The organism is Streptomyces sp. TRM70350, from assembly GCF_019219825.1.
Lineage (GTDB): Bacteria > Actinomycetota > Actinomycetes > Streptomycetales > Streptomycetaceae > Streptomyces.
In genome coordinates this window covers 12,524-34,610 of sequence record NZ_JAHUXH010000047.1, presented here as the reverse complement: position 1 = coordinate 34,610, position 22,087 = coordinate 12,524, and the positions used below count along the sequence as shown (strand labels likewise).

23 protein-coding genes and 2 pseudogenes are annotated in these 22,087 nt (G+C 69.3%); 15 read left to right on the top strand and 10 right to left on the bottom strand.

What is annotated here, in order from left to right; genetic code table 11:
- Window positions 1–26: 26 nt before the first annotated feature.
- From KWI83_RS35825 to KWI83_RS35815, 3 genes are all read right to left on the bottom strand, one after another.
- A complete protein-coding gene (locus tag KWI83_RS35825) occupies window positions 27–503 on the bottom strand; it encodes a MarR family winged helix-turn-helix transcriptional regulator (RefSeq protein WP_218518549.1) in 477 nt (158 codons plus the stop codon).
- Between the two features lie 92 nt (window positions 504–595).
- The gene (locus KWI83_RS35820; protein WP_218518548.1) at window positions 596–1,396 is read right to left on the bottom strand and encodes an AIM24 family protein; all 801 of its coding nucleotides are present in this window, start codon (window positions 1,394–1,396) and stop codon (window positions 596–598) included.
- A gap of 84 nt (window positions 1,397–1,480) precedes the next feature.
- Entirely contained in the window at window positions 1,481–1,639 is a 159-nt protein-coding gene (locus KWI83_RS35815) for an Arc family DNA-binding protein (protein ID WP_218518547.1), read from the bottom strand.
- A 78-nt stretch (window positions 1,640–1,717) separates the two neighbouring features.
- Here KWI83_RS35815 and KWI83_RS35810 point away from each other — a divergent pair.
- Window positions 1,718–2,149 (top strand): annotated as a pseudogene (locus tag KWI83_RS35810) (zinc ribbon domain-containing protein); the annotation flags it as partial.
- 34 nt (window positions 2,150–2,183) lie between these two features.
- Here KWI83_RS35810 and KWI83_RS35805 read toward each other — a convergent pair.
- Together KWI83_RS35805 and KWI83_RS35800 are read right to left on the bottom strand one after the other, a co-directional pair.
- On the bottom strand, window positions 2,184–2,834 hold the full coding sequence (locus KWI83_RS35805; protein WP_218518546.1) for an AIM24 family protein: 651 nt from the start codon (window positions 2,832–2,834) through the stop codon (window positions 2,184–2,186).
- A 1-nt stretch (window position 2,835) separates the two neighbouring features.
- Entirely contained in the window at window positions 2,836–3,468 is a 633-nt protein-coding gene (locus KWI83_RS35800; protein ID WP_218518551.1) for an AIM24 family protein, read from the bottom strand.
- A gap of 204 nt (window positions 3,469–3,672) precedes the next feature.
- Here KWI83_RS35800 and KWI83_RS35795 point away from each other — a divergent pair, with 204 nt between their 5' ends.
- From KWI83_RS35795 to KWI83_RS40520, 9 genes and pseudogenes are all read left to right on the top strand, one after another.
- On the top strand, window positions 3,673–4,017 hold the full coding sequence (locus tag KWI83_RS35795; RefSeq protein ID WP_218518545.1) for a DUF3817 domain-containing protein: 345 nt from the start codon (window positions 3,673–3,675) through the stop codon (window positions 4,015–4,017).
- The gene (locus KWI83_RS35790; RefSeq protein ID WP_218518544.1) at window positions 4,014–4,307 is read left to right on the top strand and encodes an MTH1187 family thiamine-binding protein; all 294 of its coding nucleotides are present in this window, start codon (window positions 4,014–4,016) and stop codon (window positions 4,305–4,307) included. The genes KWI83_RS35795 and KWI83_RS35790 overlap by 4 nt, the downstream gene beginning before the upstream one ends.
- A gap of 154 nt (window positions 4,308–4,461) precedes the next feature.
- The gene (locus tag KWI83_RS35785; RefSeq protein ID WP_218518550.1) at window positions 4,462–5,223 is read left to right on the top strand and encodes a hypothetical protein; all 762 of its coding nucleotides are present in this window, start codon (window positions 4,462–4,464) and stop codon (window positions 5,221–5,223) included.
- Window positions 5,220–5,900: a DUF4166 domain-containing protein gene (locus KWI83_RS35780; protein ID WP_218518543.1), complete on the top strand. Its 681-nt coding sequence runs from the start codon at window positions 5,220–5,222 to the stop codon at window positions 5,898–5,900. The genes KWI83_RS35785 and KWI83_RS35780 overlap by 4 nt, the downstream gene beginning before the upstream one ends.
- Window positions 5,897–6,547, top strand: a complete 651-nt coding sequence (locus KWI83_RS35775) for a TetR/AcrR family transcriptional regulator (protein WP_218518542.1) — start codon at window positions 5,897–5,899, stop codon at window positions 6,545–6,547. Before KWI83_RS35780 ends, KWI83_RS35775 begins: the two co-directional genes overlap by 4 nt.
- A 318-nt stretch (window positions 6,548–6,865) precedes the next feature.
- Window positions 6,866–7,375, top strand: coding sequence for a MarR family winged helix-turn-helix transcriptional regulator (locus KWI83_RS35770; RefSeq protein ID WP_218518541.1), 510 nt, complete (start codon window positions 6,866–6,868; stop codon window positions 7,373–7,375).
- Between the two features lie 43 nt (window positions 7,376–7,418).
- Entirely contained in the window at window positions 7,419–7,757 is a 339-nt protein-coding gene (locus KWI83_RS35765) for a DUF3817 domain-containing protein (protein WP_218518540.1), read from the top strand.
- A gap of 145 nt (window positions 7,758–7,902) precedes the next feature.
- A complete protein-coding gene (locus tag KWI83_RS35760; RefSeq protein ID WP_218518539.1) occupies window positions 7,903–9,603 on the top strand; it encodes a methylmalonyl-CoA mutase in 1,701 nt (566 codons plus the stop codon).
- A 155-nt stretch (window positions 9,604–9,758) separates the two neighbouring features.
- Window positions 9,759–9,908, top strand: a pseudogene (locus tag KWI83_RS40520) (DUF6086 family protein); the annotation flags it as partial.
- 29 nt (window positions 9,909–9,937) lie between these two features.
- Here the strand turns inward: KWI83_RS40520 and KWI83_RS35755 are convergent.
- On the bottom strand, window positions 9,938–10,609 hold the full coding sequence (locus tag KWI83_RS35755; protein WP_218518538.1) for a TetR/AcrR family transcriptional regulator: 672 nt from the start codon (window positions 10,607–10,609) through the stop codon (window positions 9,938–9,940).
- 246 nt (window positions 10,610–10,855) lie between these two features.
- On the opposite strand from KWI83_RS35755, the gene KWI83_RS35750 reads away from it, so the two are divergent.
- The 4 genes from KWI83_RS35750 to KWI83_RS35735 all read left to right on the top strand — a co-directional run bounded on the left by KWI83_RS35750 (window position 10,856) and on the right by KWI83_RS35735 (window position 15,185).
- On the top strand, window positions 10,856–11,830 hold the full coding sequence (locus KWI83_RS35750) for a tetratricopeptide repeat protein (RefSeq protein WP_218518537.1): 975 nt from the start codon (window positions 10,856–10,858) through the stop codon (window positions 11,828–11,830).
- 648 nt (window positions 11,831–12,478) lie between these two features.
- Window positions 12,479–13,138, top strand: coding sequence for a DUF6230 family protein (locus tag KWI83_RS35745; RefSeq protein ID WP_218518536.1), 660 nt, complete (start codon window positions 12,479–12,481; stop codon window positions 13,136–13,138).
- A gap of 126 nt (window positions 13,139–13,264) precedes the next feature.
- Window positions 13,265–13,813, top strand: coding sequence for a DUF6114 domain-containing protein (locus tag KWI83_RS35740; RefSeq protein ID WP_218518535.1), 549 nt, complete (start codon window positions 13,265–13,267; stop codon window positions 13,811–13,813).
- Window positions 13,803–15,185: a hypothetical protein gene (locus KWI83_RS35735; RefSeq protein ID WP_218518534.1), complete on the top strand. Its 1,383-nt coding sequence runs from the start codon at window positions 13,803–13,805 to the stop codon at window positions 15,183–15,185. Before KWI83_RS35740 ends, KWI83_RS35735 begins: the two co-directional genes overlap by 11 nt.
- Window positions 15,186–15,277: 92 nt before the next feature.
- Here KWI83_RS35735 and pyk read toward each other — a convergent pair whose 3' ends face one another.
- The 3 genes from pyk to pta form a co-directional block, all read right to left on the bottom strand.
- A complete protein-coding gene (gene pyk / locus KWI83_RS35730) occupies window positions 15,278–16,708 on the bottom strand; it encodes a pyruvate kinase (protein ID WP_218518533.1) in 1,431 nt (476 codons plus the stop codon).
- Window positions 16,709–16,814: 106 nt separating this feature from the next.
- Window positions 16,815–18,020, bottom strand: a complete 1,206-nt coding sequence (locus KWI83_RS35725; protein WP_218518532.1) for an acetate kinase — start codon at window positions 18,018–18,020, stop codon at window positions 16,815–16,817.
- Window positions 18,017–20,107: a phosphate acetyltransferase gene (gene pta, locus KWI83_RS35720; RefSeq protein ID WP_218518531.1), complete on the bottom strand. Its 2,091-nt coding sequence runs from the start codon at window positions 20,105–20,107 to the stop codon at window positions 18,017–18,019. Before pta ends, KWI83_RS35725 begins: the two co-directional genes overlap by 4 nt.
- Before the next feature lie 207 nt (window positions 20,108–20,314).
- Between pta and KWI83_RS35715 the strand changes: the two genes are divergently transcribed.
- Complete coding sequence (locus KWI83_RS35715; protein ID WP_218518530.1) at window positions 20,315–21,340, top strand: ATP-dependent 6-phosphofructokinase; 1,026 nt, start codon at window positions 20,315–20,317, stop codon at window positions 21,338–21,340.
- Here KWI83_RS35715 and KWI83_RS35710 read toward each other — a convergent pair.
- Complete coding sequence (locus KWI83_RS35710) at window positions 21,337–22,065, bottom strand: XRE family transcriptional regulator (RefSeq protein WP_374106451.1); 729 nt, start codon at window positions 22,063–22,065, stop codon at window positions 21,337–21,339. The genes KWI83_RS35715 and KWI83_RS35710 overlap by 4 nt on opposite strands.
- Window positions 22,066–22,087: the final 22 nt, after the last annotated feature.

The window sequence follows — 22,087 nt, the reverse complement described above, 5'->3', positions numbered from 1 at the left end:
CTAGGGAGGGCCGGAGGGCCTCCTGGTCAGGGGCGCCCTCGCTGCCCGCGCAGATGCTCCGCGATGGGCTTGAGGGCCTTGTCGAGCTCCGTGAGGGACTCCGGGGGCAGCAGATCGATGAAGTGCCGCCGTACGGACGCCACATGGTGGGGAGCGACCTTCCGCATCGTCTCCATGCCGTGGTCGGTGAGCACCGCGTACAGCCCGCGGCGGTCGGACTCGCAGTTCTCCCGCCGCACCAGGTCGGCGTTCTCCATGCGCGTGATCTGGTGCGAGAGGCGGCTCTTGGACTGCAGGGTGGCGGAGGCGAGGTCGCTCATCCGCATCCGCAAATCCTCCGACTCGGAGAGATTCACCAGGATCTCGTAGTCGTTCATCGTCAGGCCGAACGGCTGCAAGTCCTTTTCGAGCTGGTACGTCAACAGCCTGTTGACCTCCAGGTGGGTGCGCCAGGCGCACTGCTCCGCATCGGTCAGCCAGCGCGTGGCCGTCTCGGTCTCCATGAATGAAGTCTACCTAAGAAGTTGAAATGTGAACTACTGAGGGTGGTGTGACAGTGCGCACGCGTTCGACGTCACACTCCGCAGACTACCGCTCACAGCCCGAAGCGACGCTGGAGGTCCCCCAGCTGTCCGGGAAGGCGCGGTGCGCCGGGTTGCGTTCCGTGCCCTCCGGTCACCCCGCCACCGCCCGGCACGCCGGCCTCGTGCGGGACCGTCCCCGTGGCCTGCTCGGCCATCAGGGTCTCGGTCGACTGGAGCAGGACCGTACCGGCCCCCACGAACTCGAACTGATGCTCCTCCCCGGAGGCCCCGCCGAGGCCTGTCATCGCACGTAGACCGCCCATTACGCCCGTCATGTAGCCATGGTCGTAGTGGTGGCACGGCGAGGGGCAGTCGGCCCAGCCGACAAGCGCTTGCGGGTCCACCCGGATCGGCGGCTCCATGAACACCACCGGCCCGTTAGATGCGGCCACGAACTTTCCGGTTCCGATGAGCGTGAGAAAGCCCGGCACGATCGACTGCTTCAGTGCAAGAGTTGGCTGAAAAGCGAGCAGGTTGCCCGAGCGAATGGTCAGATTGCCGTTGTCCAGGTCGTAGGAGTTCACATCGAAGGCCCGGTCGGCGAGGAGCATCTTGCCCGAGCCCTCCGCCACGACCCAGTCCGCGGCGTGCAGTGGCGAATGGAACGACGTACGGACAAGCCGGTCCAATCGCCCGTGCCCCACGCCGTTGAACTCGATCGAGCCGTAGTAGGCGATCATCTTCCCCTTCTGCAGGAACCACTGGGTCCCCTTCAGCTCCACGCAGAAGGTGTACGCGTTCACGTTGTCGTCGGCGGGCAGCGTCACCGGGTCGTGCGCGACGGGCCCGGCGCCCGGAGTTCCGTAGGTCACCTGGTTCCTCCGAGGATGCCCCGGCCTTCAGGCCGGGGAGGAATCGGACTCCTGCGGAGCAGGGCAGGGAAAGCCGAATCGCCGTCAAGGTGATTCGGCGTCCGCCGCAGCGGTGTCGCGCTCGACCTCCAGCCGGTAGACGATCTCGGAGTTGAGGGACCTGCGGGCGGATCTGGCTTGAGCGGGCAGCCATTCGTGGAGGTCGGCGGGCAGGCGGAGTGTGATGCGTACTGACTCATTCATGACTCCAGAACAGTTGTTCTCCGACGGTTGAGTGGTGGTAGCGCGACACCATGACGACGCGACAGGGGGCGGGGGAGAAGGCACGCGAAGATCGCCCGGGAGCGGCAGGACACCGCCCGCAAGTGGGCCAAGCAAGTCGTGACCGACCATGACGCCATCGCCGTCGAGGACTTCCGGCCGAAGCTCCTCACCAGGACCGCCATGGCCCGCAAAGCCGCTGACGCGGCGATCGGCGCCACCAAGGCCGCGCTCGTCGAGATGGGCCGCAAGCACGGGCGGGACGTCCGTCTCGTGCATCCCGCGCACACCACCATGGACTGCTCTTCGTGCGGAGCGAGAACCAAGCACGCACTTCCTCTTTCGGAACGTACCTATACCTGCACCACGTGCAAAGTCGTGTCCCCCAGGGACAAGAACTCCGCTCGCGTGATGCTCGTCCGGGCTGGTCTGGACCCGGCTGGTGCCGAGGGCGTAAGACCTCCGGGAGCGCCGCTCGCAGAGGCAGCCTGAGCCAGGAATCCCCTCCCTTCGGGGAGGGGAGCAGTCAAAGCTTCTCCTCCGACGCCTGGACGTACACCGCACCGCTGCCGCTGAGCTCCAGCTGGAACGCCTCGCCGGAGCCGCGCCCCACCATGTCCCGCCAGCCCAGTGCGGTCGACAGCTTGTTGCGCACGTCGCCGTGGTGGGCGACGTAGGCCTGCGGGTCGACATGCACCGGCCGCTGCGGGCTGATCGGGATCTCGAAGACACCCCCGTGGGCCATCACGGCCACCGCCCCGTGCCCCTTGAGCGTGGTGGTGAACAGTCCCTGCCCGGTGACCTGCCCCCGCACCATCCCCATGACCCCGCCCTGCGCGCCCAGGAACATCGTCCCCTGCTGCAGGCTCCCCTCGAAGGCGAGCAGCCGGTCGGCCTCGACGTGGAGCGTGTCCCCGGCGAGGTTGATCACCTGCACGTGGTGCCCGCCGTGCCCGAACAGCACGGTGCCGCTGCCCTCGACGGTCATCAGGGGTGTGTCCTCGTTCGCGACCCGCCGCCCGATCATCGACATGATCCCGCCCTGACCGCCGCTCATGTTGGGCGTGAAGGTCACCTCACCCTTGTAGGCGAGCATGGCGCCGCGCTGACTGAACAGCCGCTGCCCGGGCACGACGGTCGCCTCGACCATCTTCGAATTGACCTCGCGGAAGCCCATGTCACACATCCCCCGCGATCGTGTTCCGCTCACTGGGCTGGACGTACACCAGCCCGTCCCCCTCGAACCGCATCTGGAAGGCCTCGCCGCCGCCCTCCCCCATGAATGTGCGAAAGGTCACACCGGACTGGAACGACTGCCGCAGATTCCCCTGGTGCGCCACGTACGCCCCCGGATCCACGGTCAGCGGATACTGCGCGCTCACCCGCAGCACCACCGCCGGACCGTCCGACATGATCGCCGCCTGCCCGTGGCCCTCGACGGTCGTCGTGAACAGCCCGTTCCCCTGCGAGGCGCCGCGCACCCCTGTGAAGGACGTGCCGGTCCGCAGCCCGCCGTCGGTCGCGAGCAGATTGCTCGACTCCACGTAGAGCTTGTCCCCCTGGAGACTGACCAGGTTGATCTCCGAGGCCCGGTCCGCGAACCAGCACGTCCCGTGCCCCTTCACCTCCATCACGGTCATCTGCTCACCGGTGATGCGCCGGGTCACCATCCCCCGTAGGCCCTCACCGCCGCCGCTCAGCTTCTTGAAGGCCATCTGCCCGTCGTACGCGACCATCGACCCGTTCTTCGCCTTCACGGCGTCACCGGTCATGTCGACGGCAAGCACCTTGCTGCCTTGAAGTCGGAACATCGCCACGGATGTGAAGGTATCGGCCGATTGGCTCCGCCGACAGGGCCCGACACCGGAGACGAACCCGGAACGCGCCCCTAGGGGGTGCCGCACCCGGACCCCGAGCCCTGCCTCCGCCCGACCGTTTGCCACAATGGCCGAGCGTTTGTGCATCCGTTCACAAACCGACCGCCTCGTCAGCGAATCTCCCACCGAAGGTGACCCGTGGATCTCAAGACCGCCACCGCCATCCGCCGCCTCCGCCTGGTCTCGGCCCCGGAGGCCGTGTCCTTCCTGATCCTGCTCGTCTGCTCGGTGCTGAAGCGGACCACGGAATTCAACGCGGTCCCCGTGATGGGCGCGATCCACGGCGTCCTGTTCATCCTGTACGTGATCTTCTGGGCGGACGCCTGGAACCGCACCAAGTGGAGCTTCGGCACCGCCGCCCTCTACTTCATCCTCTCCGTGCTCCCCGCCGGCGGCTTCTTCGCCGAGCGCAAGCTCCGCCGTGAGGCCGAGGACGCGGTGATCGCGGAGCGCGCCCGCAAGGAAGGGACCGTGAACGCGTGATCGTCGCCTTCTCCGTGACGCCGCTGGGCGTCGGCGAGGACGTGGGGGAGTACGTCGCCGACGCCGTCCGCGTGGTGCGCGCATCGGGCCTGCCCCACCGTACGGACGCGATGTTCACGTCCGTCGAGGGTGAGTGGGACGAGGTCATGGACGTCGTCAGGCGCGCGGTGGCAGCCGTGGAGGAGAGGGCGCCGCGCGTCTCGCTGGTCCTCAAGGCGGACATCCGCCCCGGAGTGACGGACGGCCTCACGTCCAAGGTCGAGGCGGTGGAACGCCACCTGGCGCAGTAACCCGCGCGGGACCGCACCCGGGACGAACCCCGGCCCAATGGGGCCGGGGTTTTCTTCTGGTGACTCTTTGAGCGAGCGCTCAAACGGGTGTACGGTCATGTCCACACCGCTTGAGCAGTCGCTCAAACAAGCCGCTGAACTGGGGGAACAAGCAATGGGCCATGGCAGCCTCTACATAGAGACACGCATCCGCGCGGACCTGGACACCCTCTGGACGCACACCCAGCAGCCCTCCCAGCACCAACGCTGGGACCTGCGCTTCACCCAGATCGACTACCTCCCGCGCGCGGAGGGCGAGCCCCAGCACTTCCGCTACGCCACGCGCGTGCTGCCCTTCCTCACCGTCGCCGGCACCGGAATCTCGGCGGGTGAGAAGGAACGCCCCGACGGCACCCGCACCTCGGCCCTGCGCTTCGCCTCCCCCCACCCCCTCTCCCTCCTGGCGGAGGGCAGCGGCTACTGGCGCTACGTCCCCGACGGCGACGGCGTCCGCTTCCTCACCGGCTACGACTACCGACCCCGCTGGGGCGCCATCGGCGCACTGGCCGACCGCGCGCTCTTCCGCCCGCTGATGGGCTGGGCGACGGCGTGGTCCTTCGACCGCCTCCGCCTGTGGCTGGAGCGCGGCGTCACACCGGAACGCGCCCTGCGCAACTGGCTGGCGGAACTGGCCGTACGCGCCACCCTGCTCACCCTCGCCTGCGCGGGCCTCGCCACCGAGTCCGTCCTGCGTCACTTCGGCCCGCTCGCGGCATCGATGGCGTACCTCTGGCCCCTCCTCCTGGTGGTCATCGGCTGCCTGGCGGTCTTCACATCCCCCCTGGCCTGCACACCGGCGGCCCGCCGCTGCCTGCGCACCCCGCCCACACGCGCGCGTGCCCCGCGCCTGCTGCGCACCCTGGAGACCCCGCGATGACATCGATCTTCGCCACCGTCATGGGCGCCGACTTCGAGCGCCTCCACCCCCAGCTCAGGCGCCGCTTCTCCGTCGGCCTGACCACCGGCGAGGCCTGCACAGGCAGGGGCGTGATGCACCGCATCTGGCACGGCGGCCCCCACGTCAAGCCGTTCCTGGCCCTCGGCACCACCCGCAACGTCCTCGTCCCGCGCACCGGCCGGAACGTCCCCTTCACCGTCGAGAACGTCCCGTACGTCGACAGCTTCGGCCGTGAGACGGTGACGTTCGTGCGCACCTTCGACCTACCCGGCCGCCCACGCCGCTTCGACGCCCAGATGGTGCTCAGCCCCAAGGCCGACCGCATCCTCGACTACCTCGGCACCCACCAGCACCTCGCCACCGACCTCCACCTCAGCGCCGAACCCGACGGCTCCCTGCTGATCCGCTCCGGCGAACACCGCTTCCGTGAGGGCCCGGTGGACGTACGGGTCTCCGACCTGATCGGCGCCACGGCGGAAGTACGCGAGTCCTACGACGACGCAACGGCCCGCTTCCACATCCAGGTCAGGGTCGTGAACAAACACTTCGGCCCCCTCTTCGGCTACGAGGGATGGTTCACGACGACATACACGGACATCCGCACCTGCGGCATCCGCCCCGGCCTGCGCCCGGTCCGCGAGGAGCCCCGAGCATGAGCCCGGAAACGGCGAAGTCCCTCGGCACCAAGACCAAACTCCTCGAAGGCGCCCTGCGCACCCTCACGGAACAGGGCATCGCGAAAACCTCGGCCCGCACGATCGCGGCGACCGCCGGGGTCAACCAGGCGCTGGTGTTCTACCACTTCGGCTCAGTGGACGAACTCCTCGCAGCGGCCTGCCACTACGGCGCGGAACGGTCGGTCTCCCGCTACCGCCTCCGCATCGCCTCAGTAGGATCACTCTCCGAGCTCCTGGCCGTGGGCCGCGAAATCCACGACCAGGAACGCAAGGACGGCCACGTCGCCCTCCTGGGCCAACTCCTGGCCGGCGCCCAGACCCACCCCACCCTCGCCCCGGCCACCGCGGCGGGCCTCGACCTGTGGATCACGGAGATCGAAAAGGCTCTGACCCGGGTCCTCTCCGGAACGCCCTTCGGCGACTTCACGGACCCCAGGGGCCTGGCGAGGGCGGTGGCGGCATCCTTCGTAGGCATCGAACTCTACGAGGGCGTGGACGCAGAGGGCGCCACAGCGGCGCTGGACGCCCTGGAACAGCTCGGCGCCCTGGTGGCAGCCCTGGAAGCCCTGGGCCCGGTCGCCCAGCGAGCGGTCCGCCACCACCTACGCCGAACGACGCGCGGCTGATGTTTCGGCGCCACGCGGGCCACGGCGATGGCCGCAGTCGCGTACGTACGGAAGGGGACGAGTCGGGGGTTGTCCGCCCGCAGCGGTTGGCGCGTCAACCCGGGCGAGTCGGTAAGCGACCGATTCCGCGCCGTTCCGAGGACGGACACCCCCGGCGCGGCCCCGCCCCACCACCCGCACCGTAGGCGCTACAGCACCCCCCACTCAGCCGAGCAGGCCGCCGCAGGCACCCGCCCGGTACCGACGACGACCTGCTGGACGGCCCGAAAAGCGAGACGGGGCTGACCAACATGTGACCGACGGGTAAGGTCTGATGACGTGCCGAAGCCGCTCAGCCTTCCCTTCGACCCCATCGCCCGCGCCGACGAACTCTGGAAGCAGCGCTGGGGCAATGTGCCGTCCATGGCCGCGATCACCTCGATCATGCGCGCGCACCAGATCCTGCTCGCCGAGGTCGACGCGGTGGTCAAGCCGTACGGACTGACGTTCGCACGGTACGAGGCGCTGGTACTGCTCACCTTCTCCAAGGAGGGCGAGCTGCCGATGTCCAAGATCGGCGAGCGGCTCATGGTGCATCCGACGTCCGTGACGAACACCGTCGACCGCCTGGTGAAGTCCGGCCTGGTGGCCAAGCGCCCCAACCCCAACGACGGCCGAGGCACCCTCGCCGTGATCACCGACAAGGGCCGCGAGGTGGTCGAGTCGGCCACCCGCGACCTGATGGCGATGGACTTCGGCCTCGGCGTGTACGACGCCGAGGAATGCGCGGAGATCTTCGCGATGCTCCGCCCGCTCCGGGTGGCCGCACACGACTTCGAGGAGCAGTGACCCGAAGGGAGATCGCCCGGAACGGGCGGTTACGCTCGTTCGCATGAAAAAGAGCGTGCTGACCCGCTACCGCGTCATGGCCTACGTCACCGGTGTGCTCCTGGTCCTGCTGTGCCTCTGCATGATCGGCAAGTACGGCCTGAAGATGGACGGCGCCGCGGAAGCGACGCAGGTCGTCTCCATCGCGCACGGCTGGCTGTACGTCGTCTACCTGATCTTCGCCTTCGACCTCGGCGCCAAGGCGAAGTGGCCGGTCGCCAAGCAGGTGTGGGTCCTCCTGGCAGGAACCATCCCGACGGCGGCGTTCTTCGTCGAGCGGAAGATCTCGCGCGAACTGGACGCCAAGGCGGCCCAGCCGGCGCCCGCCCCAGTGAAGGCATAAGCGCAAGCCACCGCCACACCCCCCCACACCACCCCGCCGCACGCGCGCGTGTGCGGCGGTGCCGTTCACCCGATTGCCGGGCCGCCCGGATAAATCACCCGCCAGCCGTCGACATTTACTAGGACGTCCAAGTAAATTCGAAGGTATGGACGCTGACGCCATCGAAGAGGGCCGCCGACGCTGGCAGGCCCGGTACGACGCGGCGCGCAAGCGCGACGCGGACTTCACCACGCTCTCCGGCGATCCCGTGGAGCCGGTGTACGGGCCCCGCCCCGGGGACACCTACGAGGGCTTCGAGCGGATCGGCTGGCCGGGGGAGTACCCCTTCACGCGGGGCCTGTATCCGACCGGCTACCGAGGGCGTACGTGGACGATCCGGCAGTTCGCCGGGTTCGGCAACGCCGAGCAGACCAACGAGCGCTACAAGATGATCCTCGCGGCCGGCGGCGGCGGCCTCTCGGTCGCCTTCGACATGCCGACCCTCATGGGCCGCGACTCCGACGACCCGCGCTCGCTCGGCGAGGTCGGCCACTGCGGGGTCGCCGTCGACTCGGCCGCCGACATGGACGTACTCTTCCGCGACATCCCCCTCGGCGACGTCACCACGTCGATGACGATCAGCGGCCCGGCGGTCCCGGTCTTCTGCATGTACCTGGTCGCCGCCGAACGCCAGGGCGTCGACCCGTCCGTCCTGAACGGCACGCTCCAGACGGACATCTTCAAGGAGTACATCGCCCAGAAGGAGTGGCTCTTCCAGCCCGAGCCGCACCTCCGCCTGATCGGCGACCTGATGGAGTACTGCGCCGAGCGCATCCCGGCGTACAAGCCGCTGTCCGTCTCCGGCTACCACATCCGCGAGGCCGGTGCGACGGCCGCGCAGGAACTGGCGTACACGCTCGCGGACGGCTTCGGCTACGTCGAGCTCGGCCTCTCCCGCGGCCTGGACGTGGACGTCTTCGCCCCCGGCCTGTCCTTCTTCTTCGACGCGCACGTCGACTTCTTCGAGGAGATCGCCAAGTTCCGCGCGGCGCGCCGCATCTGGGCCCGCTGGATGCGGGACGTCTACGGCGCGAAGTCCGACAAGGCCCAGTGGCTGCGCTTCCACACCCAGACCGCCGGTGTCTCGCTGACCGCCCAGCAGCCGTACAACAACGTCGTCCGCACGGCAGTGGAGGCCCTCGCCGCGGTCCTCGGCGGCACGAACTCGCTGCACACCAACGCACTCGACGAGACCCTCGCCCTGCCCTCCGAGCAGGCGGCGGAGATCGCCCTGCGCACCCAGCAGGTCCTCATGGAGGAGACCGGCGTCGCCAACGTCGCCGACCCGCTGGGCGGTTCCTGGTACGTCGAGCAACTGACCGACCGGATCGAGGCGGACGCCGAGAAGATCTTCGACCAGATCAAGGAACGCGGCCTGCGCGCCCACCCCGACGGCCGGCACCCCATCGGCCCCATGACCTCCGGCATCCTGCGCGGCATCGAGGACGGCTGGTTCACCGGCGAGATCGCCGAGTCCGCCTTCCGCTACCAGCAGGCCCTGGAGAAGGGCGACAAGAAGGTGGTCGGCGTCAACGCCCACACCGGCTCGGTCACCGGCGACCTGGAGATCCTGCGGGTCAGCCACGAGGTGGAGCGCGAGCAGGTACGGGTCCTGGCGGCACGCCGCACGCACCGCGACGACGCGGCCGTACGCGCGGCACTCGCCGCGATGGTCGACGCCGCACGAGACGGCTCCAACATGATCGAACCGATGCTGACGGCCGTACGAGCAGAAGCCACCCTCGGCGAGATCTGCGACGCGCTGCGCGAGGAGTGGGGGGTGTACACCGAGCCGGCGGGGTTCTAGGCCGGTCCGGGCGGCAGCCGTACACGCACCAGGTCCAGGCTCCTGGCGAACGGGGCGAGAGAGCCTGGACCGCCCCGCGCCGGCCGTGGGGCAGCCCTTCATGGGAGGCGTCGACGCTCTCGGCACTCTGATCCTCAAGATGCCGACCCGGGCTCGACGACATCTCCGGCGACTCGGCCAAGATCGACACCGGGCTCTATGGGGATTTCGTCAACGCGGCCTTGCAAAAGCGGGGCAGGACGACTCACTGGGAACTGATTACGCTCATGGACGGCGTCCTGCCCCTGATGATCGCGCTCGCCGACAAGGTCCACGCCGCACGCCGCCCTTGTGATCAGGGTGCGGGCGCACCGTTTTGGCCCGATGCACCGCTTTCGTGTTTCGTGACCTCCGCGGCCCCCGCCAATCCCAGCAGCAGCACCCGCGTCAGCCCGCGCACCCACACTTCGTCCACCGCTTCCGAGCTCACCAAGGAGCGGTGGACGACTGCGCCCGCCACCATGTCGAAGATCAGGTCCGCGGTGCGGGCCGCCTCCTCGGGGTCGGACTCCGTCGGGAGTTCGCCGCGTGCCTGTGCGCGGGCCCGGCCCTCCACGACCAGTCGTTTCTGGCGGTCCACGATGGCGGTTCGGATGCGTTCGCGCAGGGCGTGGTCGCGGGTCGACTCCGCGAGCACCGCCATCAGGCCGCTCTTGGCCTCAGGCCGGTCCAGGATCGCCGCCAGTTGGAGCACCACGCCCTCGATGTCGGCGGCGAGCGTGCCGCGGTCGGGGAGGCGTAGTTCGTCGAAGAGTTCTGCCACCGCGTCGACGACCAGTTCGTTCTTGCCCGCCCAGCGGCGGTAGAGGGTCGTCTTGGCAACCCCGGCGCGGGTTGCCACGTCTCCCAGGGTGAGCTTCGACCAGCCGAGTTCCACCAGTGCCGCCCGGGTCGCGGCCAGGATCGCGGTGTCGGCGGCGGCGCTGCGCGGGCGTCCCGTGCGGCCTGCTGGGGTGCGGCTCTGCATCCCTCGACCATATCCGGCGGGTTTCGGGCGGCAGGGTGCGGCAGTGAGGGAGATCACTGGGTGGGGGTGTCCCGGGGGCTCCGCCTGCCGTTACGCTACGACTCGTAGCGAAAGCTCGTGAGTGACCTGTTCTTCCGTGTCGTACGCGAGCGACGACCACAGGCGTGGGGTGGGGACCCGGCGCCGTACGCACGCATGGCTTCCCGGCATTTTTCACACGCGCGGGGAACGGGGGAGGATAGACGCATGCAGCCACGGAACATGTCCATGAGCGGCGTCGTCGACCTCGCCGCAGTGAAGGCGGCCCAGGAGGCCAAGGCGAAGGCGGAGCAGGCGCGCGCCGAAGCGGCCCGGCAGGGCGGGGGCGGGGCCGTCTCCCCGGCCGATCTCGTCATCGACGTCGACGAGGCCGGATTCGAGCGTGACGTCCTCCAGCGCTCCACCGAGGTCCCGGTCGTCATCGACTTCTGGGCCGAGTGGTGCCAGCCCTGCAAGCAGCTCAGCCCGGTGCTGGAGCGGCTTGCCGTCGAGTACAACGGGCGCTTCGTCCTCGCCAAGATCGACGTCGACGCCAACCAGATGCTGATGCAGCAGTTCGGGATCCAGGGGATCCCGGCCGTCTTCGCGGTCGTCGCGGGCCAGGCGCTGCCGCTCTTCCAGGGTGCGGCCGGTGAGGCGCAGATCCGGCAGACCCTCGACCAGCTGGTCACCGTCGCCGAGCAGCGTTTCGGGCTGACGGGTCTGACCGTCGATCCGGAGGCCGAACCGGGCGGCGGCCAGGCGCCCGCGCAGGCACCGGCCGGACCCTACGACGCCGCGTTGAATGCGGCAGCGCAGGCGCTGGACGCGGGCGACATGGGCGGGGCCATCCAGGCGTACAAGAACGTGCTCTCCGACGACCCCGCCAATCCGGAGGCCAAACTCGGTCTGGCGCAGGCGGAGTTGCTTCAGCGGGTGCAGGGGCTGGACGCGCAGTTGGTGCGCAAGGACGCGGCCGACCGGCCGACCGACGCGCAGGCGCAGATCGCGGCCGCCGACCTGGATCTGGTGGGCGGCCACGTGGAGGACGCCTTCGGGCGGCTCATCGACACCGTGCGGCGTACGACGGGTGAGGACCGGGATGCCGTACGGCTGCGGTTGCTGGAGCTGTTCGAGGTGGTCGGCGCGGAGGATCCGCGGGTGACCGCGGCGCGGCGGGCGCTGGCGCGCGCGCTGTTCTGAGCGGTGCCGGGGGCCCCGGGTCTGACCAGTTGCTAAACGTCGGGGCGTGTGAGCCCTGAGTGAAGAATCGACCGATGTGGTGTCAGGGGCGGCCGCGCTTTGCCAAATCTTGGCAATCGCGGCCGCTGTTACTGCCAGTAAGTCATGGGCGTTGATCTGTCGGATTCTGTCCAGCGATCAATAGTTTTGTCCTGCCCTTGATTGGCACCCAGCGTCGCTGTGTGGGTGCGGCTGGTCGGTGTTCGGTTATCCAGCCGTTACTAGCGAGTAATGAACCCCCTTGTGCGGGCGGCGAGAATGCACCACGATCGGCGACGCTCGGTCCATTCCCGTACCCCGACAGCCAATCGGGCCGCGGGACTTCCTGGGTCCCCACCGAGCAGAGCCGACGTCAGTGGCGCCGGCTCTTGGACAGGGGGGTCTTCGCCCACCGGCGAAGCCTGTCCAGCAAGGTTGTGCGTGATGCGTGTCAGGCGCGACCAGTGGTTGTCGCTCGGGGGTGATCGCCGGTGATTCGGGCGCCGTTGTGCGCCGCCGAGCGCGGGCGCTCTCCTTCCCGAGGACGTAGCACTTCTCCCATCCCTGTCCCGCTGAGCCGCCTTTGGGGGCCTGGTCGGGCAGGCGATGTACGTCCGAGAAGGAGGAAATATGGAGTCCCAGGTGCGTGGTGGGACCAGATGGAAGCGGTTCGCTGTGGTCATGGTGCCCAGCGTCGCCGCCACGGCGTGCATAGGTGTCGCTCTCGCGCAGGGTGCTCTTGCGGCGTCGTTCAGTGTGTCGGGTCAGTCGTTCAAGGTGACCGCCAAGGAGCTCAACGGCACGGGCTTCTCGCAGTACGGGGCCGTCGATTATGGGACCAGCCTCGACGGCAAGAAGGAGGGTCACGCCGTAGCGGTCTCGGCGTTCGAGACTGCGCGCATCGAGAAGATGTGCCAGTCCGTGGTCACGCCGAACATCCCGCTCGTCGGCACGGTCACCCTGAGGCTGGAGGCTGGCGACAGCTCCGATGAGAAGCAGCAGGTCACGGCCGACAATCTGTACATCGATGTCGAGGACCTCGCGGCCAACGCAAAGTTCACGAACATCGACATCGGTGTGGCCGCCGGCCAGATGAAGGACGGCCCTGGCCCCGGCATGAAGGGTGGCAAGGAGCAGGCCAACCCCTACGGCTTCGGCCAGCAGGCGGAGAACGTGCAGCTGACCAACGTGAAGCAGACGGCGTGGGCGACCACTGCCGGAACATTCACGCTCCCGAAGCTGACGATGAAGCTGAAGCGCGGCAGCGGGGAGGGCGTCGAGTGCTACTAGGCACTCGGTGACGGGCGGGGGAGCCGACGGCGCCCCCGCCCGCCCACTCTCCGCGCGCAGCGCACCATCCCCCCACATCGCAAGACACCCTCACCACAGCAACGCCGCACCAGGGAGCTGTTTTCCATGAGCGCCGAGACTCCTGCCGCCCCCGGCCAGTTCACCCGCCGGAGACTGCAGTTCCGCGCCTGGCGGGGCACGCGGCCGTTCTGGGCCGGCCTGTTCGTCATGATCGGTGGCTTGCCGATCATGTACTTCCCGTATGCGAACCTTCAGATCGGTCACTTGACGCTGGCGATGTCCACCACCGCGGGCGCCGGGTCCCTGATCATCGGCGTGCTGCTCGTTGTCCTGGGCTTCACCCTCTGGTTCCAGAAGCACATCCAGATCTTCGCCGGTGTCGCGGCGATCCTCCTGGCGCTGGTGTCCATCCCGGTGTCCAACTTCGGTGGTTTCGTCGTCGGCTTCCTGTTCTCGCTGATCGGTGGCGCGATGGCGGTGTCCTGGGCGCCGGGGGTACCGCCCGAGCCGGAGGCGACGGAGGACACCGAGGAAGCCGGCGGCGCCCCCTCGGGTGCGATCCCCGAGGCGGGCGAGGACACGGTGGGCGAGCCGAACGACCTGTCAGGAACGAGCCCGGCGAACGGGGCGAACGGGAGGCACAGTGCCGGCTGACGAGGTGGCCCACGTGGCCGATCTGGACGGGCCCCGGGTGAGAACCGGGCCGCGTCACGCGGCACCCAAGAAGCCGCTGTTCACCAGGTTCAACATGCCGGCCGGCAAGGCGATAGCCCTGGCGGCGATGCCGACGGCGGTCCTCATGGGCATGGGATTCACGCCCAAACTCGCCCTCGCCGACGAGCAGCCGGCGTCCCGGAGCCTGTCGGCCGACGAGTACGCGGACCAGGTCGACCAGTTCAAGGACTGTGTTGCGGCCCTGGACCCCGAGGCGAGCGAGGACGCGTCGGCCACGCCGTCGCCGTCCGCCTCGGCGAGCGAGAGCGAGTCCGCCGAGCAGCCGGAGTCGAGCCCGTCGGCCTCGTCCGGCGGCAACTCCTCGGAGGAGTCCGGGACTCCGGGCGAGGACTCTTCGTCGGATTCAGGTTCCGACGACGGGGCCGAGCCCGAGCCGTCCCTCGCGTCCTCGGCGCCCGCCGCGGAGCAGGAGAGCGAGGCCGAGGCGGCCACGCCGAGCCCGTCGGCGTCCGAGGGCGACAAGGGCGTGCTCGACACGATCGGCGACGCGATAACCGGCGTCGTGGACGGCATAACCGGGGGCGGCGCCAAGGAGTCCGCGAGCCCGACGCCGTCCCCGTCCGCATCTCCGAGCGGGAGCGCCGACGCGCAGGCGCCGTCCGGGAATACGGGCGACACGGGCGACTCGGGTAGCTCCAACAACTCCGACAGTGGCAACGACCCGTCCGGCGCCGTCGGCGATGCCGCCGGAAAGGTCACCGACACGGTCGAGGACACCGTGGGCGAGGTGACCGAGGAGGCCACCGAGTCGCCCGACCCCACTGGCGAGGCCACCGCCACGCCGAGCCCGTCCGCGAGTTCCACGGAGGACCCCGAGGACTGTCCCAAGGCCACGGACGCCGAGGGCGGCGTGGACAACCAGCTGGCCGTGGCGGACGACCCCTGGTACCTGGAGGCCAGTTCGCTGCTGCTGAAGGGCGCGGACTACCAGGGCATCGTCGAGGTGAAGACGGCCAGTGGCAAGACCAAGAAGGCGCTGAAGTACGTCATCTCGGGCGGCACCGACATCGGCGATCTGCACCAGCTGGTGAAGGACAAGCAGGCGGGAAAGACCTACCACGTGCAGGCGGCGAAGGGCTCGATGTCCACGATCACCGACGGCGACACGGTGATGTACACCGAGAGCATCTCCGGCAACCTCTTCGGCCTGATCCCGATCACGTTCAGCCCGGAGCACCCGCCCCCGCTGAACATCCCCCTGATCTACTTCACCAACGTGAAGGTCACGCAGGCCGCCCAGTTCGGCGGGACCCTGACCATCCCCGGGATGCATGTGTTCACCACCGACTGAACACCCACAAGCCCATCCGGGAGCCGCAAGTAAGGGCGCCCCCTGCCACAGGGGGCGCCCTCACTGTCGTACGCCAAGTGCCGAGCGCGGCCTCAGTCCCGCGCCCCGCCCCCCAAGTGGTGCACCCGCACCATGTTCGTCGTGCCGGGGACCCCCGGAGGCGAGCCCGCGGTGATGATCACGATGTCGCCGGGGTTGAAGCGGTTGAGCTTGGCGATTTCCTGGTCGACCAGGTCGACCATCTCGTCCGTGCTGTTCACGAACGGCACGACATGCGACTCCACGCCCCAGCTCAGCGTCAGCTGGTTGCGGGTGGACTCGTCCGTGGTGTACGCGATGATCGGCTGGACCGCGCGGTAGCGGCACAGACGGCGGGCCGTGTCGCCGGACTTGGTGAAGGCCACCAGGCCCTTGCCGCCGAGGAAGTCGGCGATCTCGCAGGCGGCGCGGGCCACCGAACCGCCCTGCGTGCGCGGCTTCTTGCCGGGGACGAGGGGCTGGAGGCCCTTGGAGAGCAGCTCCTCCTCGGCCGCGGTGACGATCTTCGACATCGTCTTGACCGTCTCGATCGGGTAGGCGCCGACCGAGGACTCCGCGCTCAGCATCACCGCGTCCGCGCCGTCCAGGATCGCGTTGGCCACGTCGGAGGCCTCGGCGCGGGTCGGGCGGGAGTTGGTGATCATCGACTCCATCATCTGGGTGGCGACGATCACCGGCTTCGCGTTGCGCCGGCACAGCTCGATCAGGCGCTTCTGCACCATCGGCACCCTTTCGAGCGGGTACTCGACGGCCAGGTCACCACGGGCGACCATCACACCGTCGAACGCCATGACGACGTCCTCCATGTTGGCCACCGCCTGGGGCTTCTCCACCTTGGCGATGACCGGGACGCGCCGGCCCTCCTCGTCCATGACCTTGTGGACGTCGTTGATGTCCTTGGCGTCCCGGACGAAGGAGAGGGCGACCAGGTCGCAGCCCATGCGCAGCGCGAACCGGAGGTCCTCGACGTCCTTCTCGCTCAGTGCGGGGACGTTCACCGCCGCGCCGGGCAGGTTGATGCCCTTGTGGTCGGAGATGACGCCGCCCTCGATGACGATCGTCCGCACCCGGGGACCCTCGACGTCCAGCACCTTCAGCTCGACGTTGCCGTCGTTGATCAGGACCTGGTCGCCGCGCGCGACATCGCCGGGCAGGCCCTTGTAGGTCGTCCCGCAGATCGTCCTGTCGCCGGGGACGTCCTCGGTGGTGATGGTGAACTCGTCACCGCGCACCAGCTCCACCGGCCCCTCGGCGAAGGTTTCGAGCCGGATCTTCGGGCCCTGCAGGTCGGCGAGGACGCCGACGGCCCGGCCCGTCTCCTTGGCGGCGGCACGGACGCGGTCGTACCGCCCCTGGTGCTCGGCGTGCGTGCCGTGGCTGAAGTTGAAACGGGCTACGTTCATGCCCGCCTCGATCAGCGCGACGAGCTGCTCGTGGGAGTCGACCGCGGGGCCGAGAGTACAGACGATTTTCGAACGGCGCATGGGGCGATCCTATCGGTTTGTTTCGCTGCGGAATATTCCGTCTGGCGGAAAATACAAAAGGGCGGGATGCCGCTCAGGTGAGGACCTATAACGGCCCAGGACAGTCCTAAGACGCCTTCACCAACGCGTATGTCTGTGTCGCAATCTCCAGCTCCTCGTCGGTCGGCACCACGGCCACCGCCACGCGCGCGTACTCGGGCGAGATCAGTCGCGGTGCGTCGCTGCGTACGGCGTTCAGCTCGCCGTCCACCGCGAGGCCCAGCTCCTCCAGGCCCGCCACGGCGGCCTCCCGCACGGGCGCCGCGTTCTCGCCGACCCCGGCGGTGAACGCGATCGCGTCCACCTTCCCGAGCACCGCGTAATAGGCGCCGATGTACTTCTTCAGGCGGTGAATGTAGATGTCGAAGGCAAGTTGCGCCGCTTCGTCACCCTCGTCGATCCGGCGACGGATCTCGCGCATGTCGTTGTCACCGCACAGACCGATCAGGCCGCTCTTCTTGTTGAGAAGAGTGTCGATCTCGTCGGCGGACATTCCGCCAACACGCATCAAATGGAAGATGACGGCCGGGTCCATGTCACCGGAACGCGTACCCATCACCAGCCCCTCCAAAGGCGTCAGCCCCATGGAGGTGTCCACGCACTTCCCGCCGCGTACGGCGGAGGCGGACGCCCCGTTGCCCAGGTGCAGCACGATGACGTTCACCTCCTCGGGCGCCCTGCCCAGCAGCTTGGCCGTGGCCCGGGAGACGTACGCGTGCGAGGTGCCGTGGAAGCCGTACCGCCGGATCCGGTGCTCGTCGGCGGTCTTCACGTCGATCGCGTAGCGGGCCGCCGACTCCGGCATCGTCGTGTGGAACGCGGTGTCGAAGACGGCGATCTGCGGCAGGTCCGGGCGCAGGGAACGGGCCGTGCGGATGCCGGTGAGGTTGGCCGGGTTGTGCAGCGGGGCGACCGGGATCAGCCGCTCGATCTCGGCGAGGACGGTGTCGTCGATGACGGTCGGCTCGGTGAAGTGCTTGCCGCCGTGTACCACCCGGTGGCCGATCGCGACCAGCTCCGGCGAGTCCAGGCCGAGCCCGTCCTTGGCCAGCTCCGCCGCCACGGCCTTCAGCGCGGCGTCGTGGTCGGGGATCGCGGCGGTGAAGCCGCGGGTCTCCCCGGTGCTCAGGCGGGTGTGCTTCAGCCGGGAGGACTCCTCGCCGATCCGCTCGACGAGGCCCACCGCGAGCCGGCTGCCGTCGCTCATGTCGAGCAGCTGGTACTTCACCGACGAGGAGCCGGAGTTGAGGACGAGGACGCGGGACGAACTCACAGCTGGGATGCCTTCTCGCTGGGGAACTGGGCCTGGATCGCCGTGATGGCGACGGTGTTGACGATGTCCTGGACGAGCGCGCCGCGGGACAGGTCGTTGACCGGCTTGCGCAGGCCCTGCAGCACCGGCCCGACCGCGATCGCGCCGGCCGAGCGCTGCACGGCCTTGTAGGTGTTGTTGCCGGTGTTGAGGTCGGGGAAGATCAGCACGCTGGCCTGCCCGGCGACCTCGGAGCCCGGCAGCTTGGTCGCGGCGACGCTCGGCTCCACGGCGGCGTCGTACTGGATCGGCCCCTCGATCTTCAGATCCGGCCGGCGCGTGCGCACCAGCTCGGTCGCCTCGCGCACCTTGTCGACGTCGGCACCCGACCCCGACGTACCGGTCGAGTACGACAGCATCGCGATCCGCGGCTCCACACCGAACTGCGCGGCGGTGGACGCCGACTGGACGGCGATGTCGGCCAACTGCTCGGCGTCCGGGTCGGGGTTGACCGCGCAGTCGCCGTAGACGAGCACCTTGTCCGCGAGGCACATGAAGAACACGGACGACACGATGGAGGCGTCCGGCTTGGTCTTGATGATCTCGAAGGCCGGGCGGATGGTGGCGGCCGTGGAGTGCACGGACCCCGACACCATGCCGTCGGCGAGGCCCTCCTGGACCATCAGGGTGCCGAAGTAGTTGACGTCGGAGACGACGTCGTACGCCAGCTCGACGGTCACGCCCTTGTGGGCGCGCAGGGCGGCGTACTGCTCGGCGAAGGCGTCGCGCAGCTCGCTGGTGGCCGGGTCGATCAGCTGGGAGTCGCCGAGGTCGATACCGAGGTCGGCGGCCTTCTTGCGGATCTGGTCGACGGGACCGAGCAGCGTCAGATCGCACACGCCCCGGCGCAGCAGCACCTCGGTGGCGTGCAGCACCCGCTCCTCGGTGCCCTCCGGCAGTACCACCCGCCGCCGGTCCGAGCGGGCCTGCTCCAGCAGCTTGTGCTCGAACATCATCGGCGTCACCCGGTCGCTGCTCGGCGCGCTCACCCGCTTGAGCAGCTCGCCGGTCTCGACGTACCGCTCGAACAGCCCGAGCGCGGTCTCCGCCTTGCGCGGGGTGGCCGCGTTGAGCTTGCCCTCCAGGGAGAACAGCTGTTCAGCGGTGGGGAAGCTGTTGCCGGGCACCGAGAGCACCGGGGTGCCCGGGGCGAGGCGGGCGGCGAGGGTGAGGATGTCGTCGTTCGGCACCTCGTTCAGGGTCAGCACCACACCGGCTATGGGCGGGGTGCCCGCGCTGTGCGCGGCGAGCGAGCCGACGACGATGTCGGCGCGGTCGCCCGGGGTGATGACCAGGCAGCCCGGGGTCAGGGCGCCCAGGAAGTTCGGCAGCATGGCCCCGCCGAAGACGAACCCGAGCGCGTCCCGCGCCAGCCCCGAGTCGTCGCCGAGGAGCACCTTGGCGCCGAGGGTCTGGGCGATCTGGGCGACCGTCGGGGCGGACAGGGCGGGCTCGTCGGGCAGGACGTAACACGGCACGGGCAGCCGGGTGGCGAGCCGGTCGGCGATCTCGTCGCGGTCCTCGCGGGCGACCCGGTTGGCGACCATGGCCAGGACGTCGCAGCCGAGCCCGTCGTACGCCCGGTAGGCGTTGCGCGTCTCGGCGAGCACGGACCCGGTGGTCTGCTTCCGCCCGCCCACCACCGGGATCACGGACGCGCCGAACTCGTTGGCGAGCCGGGCGTTGAGGGCCAGCTCGTCCGGGAACTGGGTGTCGGCGTAGTCGGTGCCGAGGACCAGGACGACGTCGTAGTCCCGCGCGACCAGGTGGAACCGGGTGACGAGCGTGGACACCAGCTCGTCCGTCCCCCGTTCGGCCTGCAGCGTGGAGGCCTCCTGGTGGTCCATGCCGTAGACGGTGGCCGGGTCCTGCGACAGCCGGTAGCGGGCGCGCAGCAGCTCGAAGAGGCGGTCGGGGCCGTCGTGGACGAGGGGACGGAAGACGCCCACCCGGTCGACCTGGCGGGTCAGGAGCTCCATGACCCCCAGTTCGACGACCTGGCGGCCGTCGCCGCGGTCGATACCGGTCACGTACACGCTGCGCGTCACGCGTGCTCTCCGTTTCGTCTCGAGGGGGAGGATGGGGGAGGGAGGGGGCCGCAAAAATCGCCCACCAGGGTGAGCGGAACCCTCTTGACAATACCTCTCGACATAGCTAAGGCGCCCGTCCAGGTGTCGTCGTGCTGAGCGCCTGAGGGACGTGAAACAATCGGGAGTGGCTCACCGGTATCCACAGCGAGCAGGAGACACAGCACGATGCGTATCGGAGTTCTCACCGCAGGCGGCGACTGCCCCGGCCTGAACGCCGTGATCCGGTCGGTCGTGCACCGAGCGGTCGCGCAGTACGGCGACGAGGTGATCGGCTTCGAGGACGGTTACTCGGGCCTGCTGGACGGCCGCTACCGCAGCCTCGACCTCGACTCGGTCAGCGGCATCCTGGCACGCGGCGGCACCATCCTCGGCTCCTCCCGGCTGGAGCGGGACCGGCTGCGCGAGGCCTGCGAGAACGCCTCCGACATGATCCGTGACTTCGGCATCGACGCGCTGATCCCGATCGGCGGCGAGGGCACGCTGACGGCGGCCCGCATGCTGTCGGACGCGGGGCTGCCGGTGGTCGGCGTCCCGAAGACGATCGACAACGACATCTCGTCCACGGACAGGACGTTCGGCTTCGACACGGCCGTGGGCGTCGCCACGGAGGCGATGGACCGCCTGAAGACCACGGCCGAGTCCCACCAGCGGGTGATGGTGGTGGAGGTCATGGGCCGCCACGCGGGCTGGATCGCGCTGGAGTCCGGCATGGCGGCGGGTGCGCACGGCATCTGCCTGCCCGAGCGGCCGTTCGACCCCGCCGATCTCGTCAAGATGGTCGAGGAGCGGTTCGCGCGCGGCAAGAAGTTCGCCGTCATCTGCGTCGCCGAGGGCGCCCACCCCGCCGAGGGCACCATGGACTACGGCAAGGGCGAGATCGACCAGTACGGGCACGAGCGCTTCCGGGGCATCGGCACGGCACTGGCGTACGAGCTGGAGCGCCGCCTCGGCAAGGAGGCCAAGCCGGTCATTCTCGGCCACGTCCAGCGCGGCGGGACGCCGACGCCGTACGACCGGGTGCTCGCGACCCGCTTCGGCTGGCACGCGGTGGAGGCGGCGCACCGCGGGGAGTTCGGGCGGATGACCGCGCTGCGGGGCACGGACATCCTGATGGTGCCGTTGGCGGAGGCGGTCACCGAGCTGAAGACGGTGCCGAAGGACCGGATGGACGAGGCCGAGTCGGTGTTCTAGCAGCCCTGGACGGTGCTCTCGACGGTCGTCCAGAAGTGGTCGATGATCCGGTCGAGGAAGTCGCGGCCGTTGTCGCTGGATTCCCGGCTGCCGCCGCCCCAGCTGAGGGTGGCGACCATCTGCCCCTGGTACTCGTTGTGCAGTTCCTGGAGTACGACCTCCAGGACGCCGCGGTCCAGGGGCACCGTTTTGCTCACCGGACGGACGTAGGCCTGCCAGCGGGTGGTCACGGCGCTGCGCAGCAGGTCGGCGAGTCTCGCCTCGCGGCCGGTGACGGTGACGAAGTCGGGCAGGCCGAGGTCGAGGATGCCGGCGAGCGCGGCGGACTGCCGCTCGTTGCCGCGCCAGCTGTCGCTCTCCTCCATCCGCAGGTAGGCGGCGAGTTCGAGGCCGACGCCGCGGGCGACGTCCTCCGGGGCGAGACCGCGGGAGATGCGGTGCTCGCGGAGGGTGCGGGGGCGTCCGATGAGTTCACCGGGGGAGCACCACAGGACGCCTGCGAGGGCGGTGAGCTCGGGGCTGCTGGGGTGGGTGACCCCGCGTTCCCAGGCGATGACGAGGTCCGGGGTGACGTACGGCAGTCCGTACGAGGCACGCATGCCGTAGGCGACATGCTCGGGGCCCATGCCGAGGGCGGCACGGAGCCGGCGGGCGGCGGGGGCGTTGAACGGTGGGGTGGGCGGGGTGGGCTGGTTCGGTTGGGCTGGGGGTTGGCGCACGGGCACAAGCTAGGGGGGTAGAGGGGTG